This window comes from Kitasatospora sp. NPDC057936 (assembly GCF_042887525.1).
Classification (GTDB): domain Bacteria; phylum Actinomycetota; class Actinomycetes; order Streptomycetales; family Streptomycetaceae; genus Kitasatospora.
In genome coordinates this window covers 1-13,500 of sequence record NZ_JBHVPD010000033.1, presented here as the reverse complement: position 1 = coordinate 13,500, position 13,500 = coordinate 1, and the positions used below count along the sequence as shown (strand labels likewise).

Genomic DNA, 13,500 nt, shown 5'->3' with positions numbered 1-13,500 from the left:
GCCCTGCGGCCTTAACTCCGGTTTTTTTTTTCGCCCGGGGGGCTGGCTCCGCCGCTGTTATGACCCCCCCCCCCCCCCCCGCGGGGCGCCGCCCGGCCGGCACCGGCGCCCCCCCCCCGAGGCAGGGTGAAACCGACGGAAGAACAGGAAGGCGTACGGGGTGAACGGCGAATCGAAGCCGGAGGAGGGGACGGGGAGCGCTCATGAGCCGGAGGCCCAGGAGCGCGACGCGGAGCAGGAGCAGGCCAATGAGGAGACCGAGAGCTGGTGGGCGGTCGTAAGTGTCGCGTTCAGCCGTGCGGTCGTCACGCTGGTCACGAGCCTGGTGCTGATGCCCCTGGCGGCGCTGGTGTGGGGCTGGAGTCCGTCCGTGGTGGTCTCCGACTCCATGAGGCCCGCGTTGAGCAGGGGCGATGTGGTCGTCACGCGGTCCGCGGACCTCGACGAGGTCGGCGGCGGAGCGGTGATCTCGTTCAAGGACCCCCTGCACGACGGCCGCCCGACGACCCACCGTGCCGTCGAGCGTCTGGAGGGTGGCGCCGCCTACCGAACCAAGGGCGATGCCAACCCCGATCCGGACCCCTTGCTCGTCAGGGCCGAGGAGTTCACGGGCATCGTCACGGTCGCGGTCCCGTGGGCCGGCAAGGCCTGGACCTGGGCCGAGGACGGGGACTGGGGGCCGTTGGCCGTCGCCGTGGCGCTGTACGTCCTGCTGCTGCGGGGCTGCTGGACCGGTTCCCGGCGGTCCGGGGACGCCGTCGCGGCGCCCTGAGGCGCGCTGCTCCCCGCTCTACTCCCCGTCGAGGAGCCCCGCGTTGTGCGCCAGGATGGCGGCCTGGGTCCGGTTCTCGACGGCGAGCGCGGTGAGCAGCCGCGAGACGTACGCCTTGACGGTGCCCTCGGCGAGGTACATCCGCTGGGCGATCTGCGCGTTGGACAGGCCGCCGCCGACCAGGCGCAGCAGTTCGCGTTGCTGTTCGCTGAGCTTCTCCAGGCGGCGCCGCTGGTCCGGGGGGACTCGGACCGCCTGGTCGGAGCGGTCGCGGGAGGCGTTCACGAGGTGGGCCGCCGAGGCCGAGGCCAGGACCGTGCCGCCGCTCGCCACCAGCCGGATCGCGCCGACCAGTTGCTCGGGCGGGGCGTCCTTGAGGAGGTAGCCGGCGGCACCGGCCTGGAGGGCCTCGGTGACGCCCTCCTCGGTGTCGAAGGTGGTCAGGACCAGGACGATCGGCGGATTCGGCAGGGCCAGCAGCTGCTTGGTGGCGGTGATCCCGTCCATGCCGGGCATCCGGAGGTCGGTCAGCACAAGGTCGGGGGCCAGGGCCCGGGCCTGCGCGAGGGCCGTGGCCCCGTCGGCGGCCTCGCCGACGACGGTGATGTCATCGGTGGCGTCCAGCAGCGCGCGCAGTCCGAACCGGACGAGCGGCTCGTCGTCCGTCACAAGCACGCGGATCACTGCCGTCTCCTCTGGGTTCGTCCCCGTTTCGTCAGGGGCTCCGGATCAAGATTTCCGAGGGTCGCACGGCGGACGTTCACGAAAGTGAATGGTGCGCCCGCCGAAAGTGGGGACTCACGGGACTCACCGGAGTCACGGGCTTGCGGCCGGGTCGTCGAGCGGGACGGACGTCACGACCCGCCAGCCGCCCCCGTCGGTCGGCCCGGCGTGGAAGTCCCCGCCGAGCAGCGAGAGGCGTTCCCGCAGCCCGATCATCCCGAAGCCGTCACCCGCCACCGCGATCCGCCGGGCGGGGACCGGCGACGGGTCGTTGCGCACCATGGTTTCGAGCCTGCCCTCCGCCGTGGAGACCCGCACCTCGGTCCTCGCCTCCGGGGCGTGCTTGACGATGTTGGTGAGCGATTCCTGGACGGTGCGGTACGCCGTCAGCGCGATCTCGGGCGGGACGGGGCCGAAGACGTTCGTGGCGAGGGTGACGGGCAGGCCGGACGAGCGGGCCTCGGCCACCAGCTTCTCCAGGTCGGAGAGGCAGTGGCCCGCGATCACCGAGTCGTCGCCGTCGCGCAGCGCGCCCAGCACCTGGCGCAGGTCCCGCAGGCCGGCCCGGGCGGTGTCGCCGATGGCACGCGCCACCTGCCGGCTCTCCGGCTTGACGCCGGGGACGAATTCGAGGGCTCCGGCGTGCATGGCGATGATCGCGATGCGGTGCCCGAGGACGTCGTGCATCTCGCGGGCGAGCCGGACGCGTTCCTCCGCCCTGGTCTGGGCCACCCGGCGCTCGCGCTCCTCGCGCAGGGCGACGATGCTGTGCTCGTAGGCCCGTGCGCCCAACCCGCAGACGACCGGGAAGAAGGCGTAGAAGGCCGCGGTGAGGAGGTCGTTCGTCAACGACTCCCCGGGGCGGCCGGGGAGCAGCGCCTTCAACGGGACGGACAGCACGCCGGCGGCTGTGATGACCGCCGCGCGGTGCCGCGGCTGGAACCTGGCGAGGCTGAACAGTGCGAGGAACACCGGCGTGCGGGCACCGTCCAGGACGAGACCCGTGAGGGTCAGTACCGTGACCGCCAGGGGGGCCTGCCGACGCCACAGGAAGCCTGCCGTCACCACAAGGGCGACCACGAGGCTGGGCACGACGTCGCACAGCAGGCCGGTGGTCGGCTTGAGGGCGTTGTTCACCGACCCGATGCCCACCAGGCCCACGATCAGCAGGTCGGCGCGCGTCCACCGGGACCGGCCGGCCGGCTTCGTGAAGGCGGTGTACCAGCGCTCGAAGGCGTCCGGAGCGATGGAGGGCGTCACGGGGGGCGGTCCTTGATCGAATGCGGCTGATTCGGGCGAAAGATGATGATTCTAGACGTTTTCGTGCTTGATCGCTGCGGACTCCCGACCGCTGCGGCGTCTCGGTGGGCGGAATTCGATCATCGGCAGGGTGCGGTCGGAGCGGGGAAGTATTTCATGGCGACGTCGGATTCGCCATGCACGAATGGCAATGCATTTCACAACTCCGGATGCGTTTCCGACCACCTTCGGCCGTGGCCGGGACGGATGGGCACAGGCATGATCATTGGCGCCCGAGAGATCACCCTTCCGAAGACAGGAATCCCCGTGCCCGCAATTCCCGTCCTGCCCGAGGACATTCCCGCGGAATGGACCGCCCATGAGGCGGTCCTCCGTCGGATCCTGGCCGGCCTCCGGTCCGCCGAGGCGACCGACCTGCCTACCCCTGGCGCGAAGGAGAGCGGAGGCTCTCTCTCCGTCGGTCGGCCCCGCTGACCTCCGTCCGCCTCCGCCGATCCGGCACGACCACTCCGCAGAGAAAGCGCCATGAGCATCCGCCGACTTCGCACCCGCAGCACCGGCCTTGTCCGGGCCGCCGTGACCCTCGCGTCCGGACGCCCGCCCAGGTCCCGACCCGACAGCCGGGCAAGGACATCACCCGATCGCGGCCCGGAGGCGGTGGCACTCCCCGGACTCCCCGGACTCCCCGGACTCCCCGGTGTGCCGGACACCCCGGCAGCCCGGGAGTCCGCCCGGCTCTTCGTCGCCGAGGCCGCCCGGACCGGGCTCGCCGAGGAGGACCCGGCGGTGACCGAGGTGGTGGCCCGCTGCGGGTACCACCCGCTCGCCATCCGGCTGACGGCGGCCCGTTTCCGGGACCGGCCGCTCTGGTCGCTCGGCAGCCTCAGCGCCGAACTGGACGCCACGGCACGGCAGTCGACGGGCACACCCGCCGTGCCCGCTACCGTCCCCGCCGTCGTGGCCGCCGCGTTCCACCTGGCGTACCGCGACCTGGCGCTTCCGCAGCAGCGCCTGCTCAGGAGGATCGGGCTGGTTCCCGGTCCGGACTTCGACGTCCTCGCCGCCTCCGCCCTCGTCGACAGTGATCCGGCCACGGTCGAGGCCCTGCTGGACGGCCTGGTCGGACGCCACCTCGTCGAGAAATCGGCCCACGGACGCTACCGACTGCCCGGGGTGCTGCACGAACCAGCCCGCGTGCTGGCGTTCGGTGACGGCCCCAACACCCGTGCGGCGGCCATCAACCGGTTCCTGGACCACTACCTCGCCTGCGCGACGGCGGCCGACCGCCAGTTGGCCCGCCGCCCCCTCCTCGCGGCCGGACGGCTCGCGCCGGGCGCGGACCGCGCCCCGGACCTGTCCACCCCGGAGCGGGCGATCGCCTGGATGCAGGGCGAGTGCGCCAACCTGCAGGCCGCCGTGGAGTTCGCCATCCGGCACGGCCGCCACGCCCACGCCGTCCACCTGCCGGCCGCGCTGCACGCCTACCTGCGTGGCCGTGGTCACTGGCAGGAGGCCCGCGTCCTGCACCACCTCGCGCTCGACAGCGCCGTCCTCCTCGGCGATCGGCCGGGCCGGGCCGAGACGCTCCTCAACCTGGCCGAGCTGGACGGGCTGACGGGCGAGCAGGCGGCGGCCGAGGAGCGGTACTCCCAGGCACTGGAGCTGTACCGGGGCCTGGCCGACCGCACCGGCGAGGCGTACGCGCTCTCGGGGCTCGGCCTGGTCCAGGAGGCGCAGGGCCGGTACGAGAGCGCGGTGGAGACCCACCAGGCCGCGCTGCACCTCCACCTCGCCGACTGGGACCGCCACGGCCAGATCGCCGCGATGGTCGGACTCGCCCGTGCGCAGCGGACATTGGGGAACCACACGCAGGCCACCCAGAACCTCCAGCCGGCGCTGGAGCTGTCCGAGTTCCTGAACAGCCGCCCCGGCCGGGCCGACGCCAGCCTCGGCCTGGGCGTCGTCGGCGAGCTCACCGGGCAGTACCAGGCCGCCGCCGCCCGGCACTGGGAGGCCGTGAACCTCTATGCCGCGATCGGCGACCGGCTGGGGCAGGCCGACGCCCTGTCGGCACTCGGACGGATGCAGCAGCTGATGGGGCAGTACGCGGCGGCCCTGGGGAGCCACGGGGAGGCGCTGGAGATCCACCGGGTCCTGGGCCACGACGAGGGACGGGCGGACACCCTGCTGCTGCTCGGGGACGCCCATCTCGCGCTCGGCGAAAGCGACCTGGCCACACGGGAGTTCACGACCGCGCTGGAGCTGCACCGCGACGGGGGCCGCCGGCGGGCCGAGCTGGACGCGCTCCTCGGGCTGGCGCGGCTGGACCACGCGGCCGGTCGGTCCGGGGTCGCGGTCGAATGGCTGTCCGGGGTGGTGGCCGGCTACCACGAGCTGGGCGTCCGGCCCGGCGAGGCCCGTGCGCTCGCCGTGCTCGGCGACGCCCAGCGGTCCACCGGCGCCTACGAGCCGGCGCTCCAGAGCCTGTGGCGCGCCCTGAGCCTGTGCCGGGACCTCCAGGACCCGGGCGCGGAGGCGCAGACGCTCAACCTGCTGGGCCGGCTGCTCGCGGAGACGGGCTGGTCGAACCCGCACACCCACTACGCGCAGGCCCGCGACCTCGCCTGCGAACTGCCGCTCCCGTACCAGGAGATGCTCGCGTTGGAGGGCGCCGGGATCGGCCTGTGCGAGGAGGGCTCGGAGGCCGAGGGCGAGATCTGGCTGCGCAGCGCCCTCGGCGTCGCGGACCGGCTCGGGATCCCGGACGCCGAGCGGATCCGCGCCCGCCTCGACGCCCTCACCCGCGGTCCCGTCCTCGTCGCCCGGCCGGAGGCCGCGCCGGAGTCCGTGCCGGACGACCAAGGCTGACCTGCCGGACACAGAACGGCTGCGGTCCCACACCCGGGGTTCGGGTTTGGGACCGCAGCCGTTTCGCGCCCGGCAGATCAGCGCACGTCGCCCATCAGGGACCGGACGGTCCGGCGGCCCAGGTGGATCGCGACGCCGGCGAGGACGGCCAGCGCCGCCTGACCGACGATGGCCGGAGTGCCGTTGAGGTTCACACCGGTCATCGAGAGCAGACCGGCCACGCAGTCACCGGCGGTGACCGCGAGGAACCACACGCCCATCATCTGCGAGCCGTACTTCGCCGGCGCCATCTTCGTGGTCAGGGAAAGGCCCACGGGGGACAGGCACAGCTCGGCGACCGTCTGGACCAGGTAGATCGCGACGAGCCACATCGGGCTCACCTTCTCGTCCGGGCCGGCCACGGCCAGCGGCACGGCGAAGACGAGGAACGAGGCGCCGACCAGGACGAGGGCCAGGCCGAACTTCACGACGGTGCTCGGTTCGCGGTCCCGGCGTGCCAGCCCGAGCCACAGCGCGGCGAAGACCGGGGCCAGGGCCATGACGAACAGCGGGTTGAGGGACTGGAACCAGGTCGACGGGAAGTCGAAGCCCAGCAGCGTGTTCGCGGACTTGCCCTCCGCGAAGGTGGCCAGCGTGGAGCCGCCCTGGTCGTAGATCATCCAGAACACGGCGGCGGCGACGAAGAACCAGATGTAGCCGTTCATCCGGGACTGCTCGGTGTCCGAGAGTTCCTTGTCGCGCTTGATCCGGACCAGCACGCCGACCGGGATCAGCAGACCGGCCAGGGAGAGCGGGAGGAGCGCCCACTCCAGGGTGAACGCGCCGGCCATGACCACGCCCGTGTAGAAGAGCGCGACGACACCCGCGACGGCTGCCGCCGTGGCGAGGAGCTTGGAGCGCTCCTGGGGGCTCAGCGGGTTCGGTACGACGTCGCTCTTCGCACTCAGGTGCCGGGTGCCGAGCAGGAACTGGAGCAGCCCCAGGGCCATGCCCACGCCGGCCAGGGCGAAGCCCAGGTGCCAGTTGAACTCCTGGCCCACGGTGCCGATGACGAAGGGCGCGACGAAGGCGCCGAGGTTGATGCCGACGTAGAACAGCGTGAAGCCGCTGTCCCGGCGCGGGTCCGCCGGTCCGTCGTACAGGTGCCCCACCATCGTGGAGATGTTGGCCTTCAGCATGCCCGAGCCGACGGCGACGAGCGCGAGCCCGGAGAAGAACATCCCCTGCCCGGGGAGGGCGAGCAGGAAGTGGCCCGACATGATCACGACGCCGGCGACGGTGACGGTCTTCCGAGCGCCCCAGATCCGGTCGCCGAGCCAGCCGCCGGGCATGGCCATGAGGTAGACCATCCCGACGTACACCGAGTAGACGGCCGTCGCGGTCGCCATCTTCATGGCGAGGCCACCGCCCTGGCTGCCCGCCGCGGAGTCCGGCCCGCCCGAGATGAGGTAGACGACGAGGAGGGCGCGCATGCCGTAGTAGGAGGACCGCTCCCACATCTCGGTCATGAACAGGGTGGCCAGGCCACGGGGTTGACGGGACGGGGACGTCCCGCTGGCGGTGCCGACCGTCTCGTTGGTCAGGCTTGGTGCCATGGTGGTTCCTTACTGATTGCTGCTCACTGGTCGCGCGTGGGGGCGTTGCACCCCTGCGACGGATCGGGAGCCGGCACGGAGTCCGGCCGCCTGGGCGTCTCGTCCCGGAGGGCCCGGATCGCCCACAGGCCCCTCATTTCTAGGCCGCCACGCGCGGGCCGCGACAGTCGCCGATCGTCCCCGCCCGATGCCCTTTCGATGTGCACCAGGGGCCCACCCGTGCACCAACGTCGACTACCGGCGGGTCGCCTGCACGGCTTCGGGTGGCTGGTTGGGGACGGGTCGAGACCTGTACGCCATCGGTAATCGGTCAATGAACTTTGGATGCCCACTCGCCCTATTTGGTTTGTGGACGCCCCGAGGTTGCTCTGCATAGAGTCGGCCGAAGCAATCGGGATCAGTCGGAATATGGATCCCGACCGTCAGTTCCCATTGGGGGAGAACTTTCATGGCGATGATTCGACGTATTTCATTTGCGGCGGCAGCGGCTGCTGCGGCGATGCTCGGAGTGGCGGGGACGGCGCATGCTGTCGGGAGCAAGTCCTCCGACGGCCTGGGGGAGGCCCCGATTGACCAGCAGACCTGTGGCGCCGGATCGGCGGGCCTCAACGGGGCGAAGGATCCGGTGGGTGAGGCGGACTGGGGCAAGGCCGGGAAGGTCACATCGGGTTTCTTCTACTCGGACAAGCAGCAGGAAAGGCGCACCGATGACATCGTCGCCTGCTTGAAGGACGGCCAGGTCCTGCTCTACCAGAACGAATCCGACGGGAATTTCTCGAAGGTCCACAAGCTGGCGGAGCCCGGCTCGGAGGGGCGCTGGAAGGATGCCGTCTCCATCACTGCGGGCAATTTCACCGGCTCCGGCAGCAATGACCTGTTCGTGCGCTGGCGGGGCGGAGCCGCTTCGCTGTTCAAGAACGTCTCCACCGGTCACAAGCTGAAGGAGGAGATCCAGATCGCCCCGCCCGCGGGTGAGGAGGGGGTCTGGCACAACAACGTCGTCAGCATCACCTCCGGGAAGTTCCACAAGGACGGGGGTCTGGACGATCTCGTGGTCCTCTGGACGGACGGTGAGGTCACCCGTTACGGGCTGACCGCTGCGGGATTCGGCGAGCAGGGTCAGCTTCGGGCGCCCGACAAGAAGTGGAGGGCGACCAGGACCGTCGCCGCCGGGCACCTCGACGGAACCGGCGACAAGAGCATGAGCGACCTGATGGTTCGCTGGAGCGACGGTCGGGTGAGCGTCTACGACTATTCCGTCGAAAAGGGCCTCCACTCCGAGTCGTTCATTCGGCCGGCCGGGGACCACGAATGGGAAGGCGGCCTGATGGCGATCGGTAACTACCATCAGGCCGAGGGGAAGCCGACGAATCTGCGGGACGATCTCCTCCTCCGGTGGCCCAACGGCGGACTTTCCCTGTTCCAGGACACTTCGAGCAAGGGCCTGGGTCGGGAAGTGAAGCTGTCGAAGCCCCGCCCCTGATAGAGATCTCTGGATCTATTCGTGGGACGTGATTTCTGATGCCTGGGGCGGGAACTTCCGGCCCCAGGCATGTCGCCGTGGTCGCTGCCTCGGTCGTCACATCAATATTCGTTCTCCTTGGGATGTCCGCCCTGGCGACCCATGAGCCGATCAAGGTTGCCAAACGATTTGGCGGGATATCCAGCGTGGGGGTGTTCGTCGATGGCGGCAGGGATATCAAGGAGCACAATTGCACGGGTGCTGTGATCGAGAGTCCTGGGGGTGACATCGTCATCACTGCCGCCCATTGTGGCGTTCAGGCCGGCAAAACGCGGTTCATTCCGGGATATGACGGGGCCGAGGGGAGTTCCGGGCAGCCTTTTGGTATTTGGGATGTGGAGAGGACCTGGACCGATCCGCGTTTCTCCCGCACCCCGGAGGGTGAGGAGTTCGACTTCATGTTCGTGCGGCTGAGGCCGAACTCGGCAGGTACCCCGATCGCTTCGGTGACGGGAGCCAACTCCCTGCGGAGGGGCTCGTGGCATCACGACGGCCCTGTCACCGTCATCGGATACCCCTGGCGCCGGAAGAATCCGGCCGACTTGCCCGTCAGGTGCACTGCGGGCACGGGCACGCTCCCTGGAGGCCGGTACCTGCGCATGAGCTGCGACGGCTACGCCAGCGGGGTCTCCGGAGGGCCGTGGCTGTCGAATTTCGACGGCATGACCGGCGAGGTCATAGGAGTGACCGGGGGGAAGGGCGGGGGAGGGCCGGTGGACTGGATAACCTACAGTCCGGTCTTCGGCGAGGCGCTCACGGAACTCTACGTCGAGGCGACCCATGGCCGGCAGTGAACCTTCCGCCAACCCGACCCTCCATGCCGTCGGGCCGCGCCGCGGATCTGCCCGTCCGGCGCTGGGCCTGCGGCAGTGGGACGGCGCGACGGCCCTCCTGATCGCCGGTGCGGTGCTCTACAGCGCGTGGCCGCTCGAAAACCTCGTGGTCACGGGTCTTCCTCCTGGCCGCTCCTTCATCTCGGAACTCGCCGCAGAAGGCCAGCCGACCCGATCCCTGTTCGCCGCGTGCGACGCCGCAGCGGGTGCGCTCATCGCGTACGGCTGCATCGCCAGACTGTTTTCCTCCGCCCAACAGGCCTGCTGGGCACGGACCTTCCTCTGGCTGACGCTCCTCGGCGCCGGTGTCATGACGAGTGTGTGCGCGGTCCTGTCCCCCATGGAGTGCTCCCCTTCCTTGGAGGAGGGGTGTGAAACCTTGGGCTTCAACGGCCTCCTGCCCTCGCAAGCCCTGACACACGTTGCCCTGAGCACCTTGGTGGAGGCCGCCCTCCTCGCGGCCATGTGGATTGCGCACCGCCTCGCGCCCACCACGTACCGCTTTCGTCGGGGCCTCCCCAGGGAGTCGTTCCTGGGCGTTCTGAGCTGCTGCCTGCTGCTCGTCGACATCGCGCTGTCGGCGTACGAGAGCAGTCTGCACGGGCTCGTCCAGCGTGCGCACGTGGCAATCGTGGCCGCATGGCTCATCAGCCTGGCCTGGAGCATCAGGCGTCAGGCGGTCGAACCCGCCTCTCGCTGACATGGACACCGGCCCGGCCTGGGCATGAATCACTGGAACCCAAGGAACGACCTTGAAGAAAGCCCTGTACCTGACTCCCCTGCTGATCCTCGCCGCCTACTGCGCGAGCAGCGCCCCCGTCGCGACACTCGATGGCTCGGTCCCGACAGCGCCACCGGACGAGCGTCGGCAACGGACCCTGGCCTGCGGGACCACGATCGCCCCGCCGCGTGCGGAGTCCCTCGCCGGCGACCACGTGTACCTCACCCTCCCCCGCGCCGAACTCGATGGCACCGGGATCGCCGTCACCTACCGGATCACGGCCAAGGACCCCGCGGAGATGTTGACGCTGCCGTTCATCGGAGTCCCACCGACCGCTCTCCTCCTCAAGGACGGGAAGATCGTCGCGACGCAGGCGCCCCACCGCGGCGACGGTCCCACTGCCACCGTCGCCTTGGGTTATCGCGTCGGAGAGGAGCCCTACGAGGAGCACCTGACCATCGACCGGGCGTGCCCCGGTACGAGCTTCAAGGACGTGGCCACGGATCCCGGCCGGTACCGGGTCGTCACCGTCATGTCCGTCCAGGGCGCGGGCATGCCCGAGGACATGAAGACGGCTCCCCTCGTCCAGGCCTCCGCCGCACTGGGCGTAACGGCATGACGGCCTCGACAGAGGTTGCCGGCCAGTAGTTGACGGGGGTGGGGCGTCCCGCTGGCGGTGCCGACCGTCGGGGTGGTCAAGCCTGATGTCATGGTGGTTCCTTACTGATTGCTGCTCACTGGTCGCGGGTGGGGGTGTCACAGGATGGACATCTCCTTCTGGCACCTCGCCTGGCTGAACGCGCCGCTCTTCCTCGACGTCCCGCGCGCCCTTGCGAGAATCGCCGTCGACACCGACCCCCGACCGAACGGCTGACCACGCCATGCCGCTGAACCCCCTCCCGCCCACCGCCCTTCGGGCCGACGGCATCGAGCTCCTGGAACTGCAGCTCGCCGACTGGCCGTTGGAGCAGCAGCTGTCCCGCGTGCCCGACGTGGTCCGCTGGACCTTCTACCGGGCCGACATGACCGAACAGCAGGCCCGCGAACGCATCGAGCTCGGGCACGCCCGCAGCCGCGACGGCGTCAGCCGCCGCTATGCCGTCCGCCTCGACGGCCAGTCCGTGGGCACGGCGGGCATCATCGTCACGCGCGAGCATCCGGAGGTCTTCTACGCCCTCCTTCCGGACGGCCGGGGCCGGGGGGCTGCGACGGCGGCCGTCCGTGCGCTGAGTGACTGGGCCCTGGACGCCGGGGCGGATCAGGTCGTCATCTGGACGGGCGAGGGGAACGCGGCCAGTGAGGCGGTGGCCCGACGTGCCGGGTTCCTCTTCGCGGGTACCGAGGTCGACCTCGACCACGGTGAACCGGAGACGCTTCTGAAGTGGGTCCGGCGTGGTGGTGTGCCGCGGTGAGATGGGTTACCGGCCAGTAGTTTGGCTGATCATCGTCTCGTCTGAGGCGGCGTCAGATCGTTAGGCTCCCTGCGATCGGATGTTGTGAGCAGTAGGGAGAACAGCGTGATGGCACGACCCCACCGCAGTGGCGGACACCGGGCGGTGAGCGTCGCGCTCGTCGTGGCGCTCGGGCTGGGGGCGGGGGCCGCGGTGGCGCCGGCCGCCGTCGCGGCGCCCGCGTCCGCCGCGTCCGCGTCGGCGCTCGGCGGGTTCCGGCTGGCGAGCATCACCGCCTCGGACGGGGTCGTGCTGAAGGCCGACGTGTTCACCCCGCCGGCCGGGACACCGGGGGCGGACGCGCAGGGGCGGTACCCGGTCGTGGTGCAGCCGGCGAGCTGGGGGCAGAACGACCTGGAGTACGTCGCCCAGGGGCACAAGTTCGCCGCCGCCGGGTACGTCGTCGTGACGTACACCGTGCGCGGGTTCTGGGGATCGGGCGGGCAGGTGGACGTCGCCGGGCCCAAGGACGTCGCCGACATCTCGACGGTGATCGACTGGGCCCTCGCCAACACCTCCGCCGACCCCGGCCGGGTCGGCATGATCGGGCTCTCCCTCGGCGGCGGACTCACCCTCCTCGGCGCCGCGTTCGACCCGCGGATCAAGGCCGTCGCCTCGCTGAGCGGCTGGGCCGACCTGACCGACGCGCTCTACAGCGGGCAGACCCGGCACACCGCCGCCGCCACCCGCCTGGAGAACATCGAGCACCTGACCGGCCGCAAGAGCCCGGAGTTCGCGACCGCCCTGGACGACCTGTTCGGCGACCACGACCTGCCCGACGTGATCAAGTGGGCGGGCGTCCGCTCCCCGGCCACCTACCTGGACCGCATCAACGCCAACGGCGCCGCGATCTACCTCGCCAACGGCTGGAACGACAGCTTCTTCAACCCCGGCCAGATGGCCGACTTCTACCAGCGGCTGACCGTCCCCAAGCGCCTCGAACTGCGCCCGGGCGACCACGCGAGCCAGGAGTTCACCGGTCTGCTCGGCTTCTCCAACGCCACCTGGGACAACGCCCGAGGCTGGCTCGACCACTATCTGATGGGCGCAGCGGGCTCGCAGGGGCCCCAGGGCGTGGACCTGGAGGTGCGCCCGGGCGGCGCGCACGAGGCGTACCCGGACTGGAGTTCCGTCAGCTCCCGCACCGAGCGGCTGAGCCTCGACGGCAGCGCCACCGTGCGCGGCGACGAGTCCTCGGGCGCGAGCGGCGGCGTCGTCCTGCTCTCCGGCATGATCGACCAGTGGCTGCACCAGCCGCCGACCGTCGTCGTGCCGTTCCTGGACCGCTCGGCGGCCGCCGTCCGCCAGTCGGAGCCGTACGGGCAGGGCCTGCGGGTGCGCGGCGCGGTCCGCGTGCACACCACCGTCACCAGCTCGGCGCCGCAGGGCACGGCCGTCGCGTACCTGTACGACGTGGACGCGCTCGGTGTCGGCCGCCTCGTCGCGCACGCCCCGCAGAGCTGGGCCGGACGCCCGGCCGGGCAGGCCTTCCCGCTCGACGTCACGCTGTTCCCCACCGCCTACGACGTCCCGGCCGGCCACCGCCTCGCGCTCGTGCTCGGCACCCGGGACGACCTGTACGGCGGCGAGACGCCCGAGGGCAGCACGGTGACCTTCGGCCCGGCGGACGTCTCCGTCCCGGTCCGCTAGGGCCACGGCACTAGGTTCTGTACGGCGGATCTTGTGACCGTCGCATGATCGGCTCGTTGTACTGGTCATGGGGCGGGGAGATCTGAGCAAGGACGAGTGGGACCG

At 70.7% G+C, this 13,500-nt stretch carries 11 protein-coding genes; 8 read left to right on the top strand and 3 right to left on the bottom strand.

The window, feature by feature from the left end:
* The first annotated feature begins 160 nt into the window (after nucleotides 1-160).
* Nucleotides 161-772 carry a signal peptidase I gene (locus ACFVU9_RS19010; RefSeq protein WP_387594539.1) on the top strand — a complete coding sequence of 204 codons (612 nt, stop codon included), beginning with the start codon at nucleotides 161-163 and terminating at the stop codon, nucleotides 770-772.
* A gap of 18 nt (nucleotides 773-790) precedes the next feature.
* On the opposite strand, the gene ACFVU9_RS19005 is transcribed toward ACFVU9_RS19010, so the two are convergent.
* Together ACFVU9_RS19005 and ACFVU9_RS19000 are read right to left on the bottom strand one after the other, a co-directional pair.
* Nucleotides 791-1,456 carry a response regulator gene (locus ACFVU9_RS19005; RefSeq protein WP_380444873.1) on the bottom strand — a complete coding sequence of 222 codons (666 nt, stop codon included), beginning with the start codon at nucleotides 1,454-1,456 and terminating at the stop codon, nucleotides 791-793.
* Between the two features lie 132 nt (nucleotides 1,457-1,588).
* On the bottom strand, nucleotides 1,589-2,755 hold the full coding sequence (locus ACFVU9_RS19000; RefSeq protein WP_387594537.1) for a sensor histidine kinase: 1,167 nt from the start codon (nucleotides 2,753-2,755) through the stop codon (nucleotides 1,589-1,591).
* Between the two features lie 699 nt (nucleotides 2,756-3,454).
* On the opposite strand from ACFVU9_RS19000, the gene ACFVU9_RS18995 reads away from it, so the two are divergent.
* A complete protein-coding gene (locus tag ACFVU9_RS18995) occupies nucleotides 3,455-5,623 on the top strand; it encodes a tetratricopeptide repeat protein (protein ID WP_387594535.1) in 2,169 nt (722 codons plus the stop codon).
* Nucleotides 5,624-5,700: 77 nt separating this feature from the next.
* Here the strand turns inward: ACFVU9_RS18995 and ACFVU9_RS18990 are convergent, their stop codons facing one another.
* The gene (locus ACFVU9_RS18990; protein WP_387594533.1) at nucleotides 5,701-7,218 is read right to left on the bottom strand and encodes a peptide MFS transporter; all 1,518 of its coding nucleotides are present in this window, start codon (nucleotides 7,216-7,218) and stop codon (nucleotides 5,701-5,703) included.
* Between the two features lie 448 nt (nucleotides 7,219-7,666).
* Here ACFVU9_RS18990 and ACFVU9_RS18985 point away from each other — a divergent pair, with 448 nt between their 5' ends.
* The 6 genes from ACFVU9_RS18985 to ACFVU9_RS18960 all read left to right on the top strand — a co-directional run bounded on the left by ACFVU9_RS18985 (nucleotide 7,667) and on the right by ACFVU9_RS18960 (nucleotide 13,395).
* Nucleotides 7,667-8,701, top strand: a complete 1,035-nt coding sequence (locus tag ACFVU9_RS18985; RefSeq protein ID WP_380502051.1) for a hypothetical protein — start codon at nucleotides 7,667-7,669, stop codon at nucleotides 8,699-8,701.
* Nucleotides 8,702-8,778: 77 nt separating this feature from the next.
* Nucleotides 8,779-9,534 (top strand): trypsin-like serine peptidase, encoded by a 756-nt coding sequence (locus ACFVU9_RS18980; protein WP_387594531.1) that lies wholly within the window; start codon nucleotides 8,779-8,781, stop codon nucleotides 9,532-9,534.
* On the top strand, nucleotides 9,521-10,273 hold the full coding sequence (locus tag ACFVU9_RS18975) for a DUF998 domain-containing protein (RefSeq protein WP_387594529.1): 753 nt from the start codon (nucleotides 9,521-9,523) through the stop codon (nucleotides 10,271-10,273). The genes ACFVU9_RS18980 and ACFVU9_RS18975 overlap by 14 nt, the downstream gene beginning before the upstream one ends.
* A 52-nt stretch (nucleotides 10,274-10,325) precedes the next feature.
* Nucleotides 10,326-10,913, top strand: coding sequence for a hypothetical protein (locus ACFVU9_RS18970; RefSeq protein ID WP_387594527.1), 588 nt, complete (start codon nucleotides 10,326-10,328; stop codon nucleotides 10,911-10,913).
* A gap of 262 nt (nucleotides 10,914-11,175) precedes the next feature.
* Nucleotides 11,176-11,706 carry a GNAT family N-acetyltransferase gene (locus tag ACFVU9_RS18965; RefSeq protein WP_387594525.1) on the top strand — a complete coding sequence of 177 codons (531 nt, stop codon included), beginning with the start codon at nucleotides 11,176-11,178 and terminating at the stop codon, nucleotides 11,704-11,706.
* 108 nt (nucleotides 11,707-11,814) lie between these two features.
* Nucleotides 11,815-13,395 (top strand): CocE/NonD family hydrolase, encoded by a 1,581-nt coding sequence (locus ACFVU9_RS18960; RefSeq protein ID WP_387594523.1) that lies wholly within the window; start codon nucleotides 11,815-11,817, stop codon nucleotides 13,393-13,395.
* Nucleotides 13,396-13,500 lie beyond the last annotated feature (105 nt).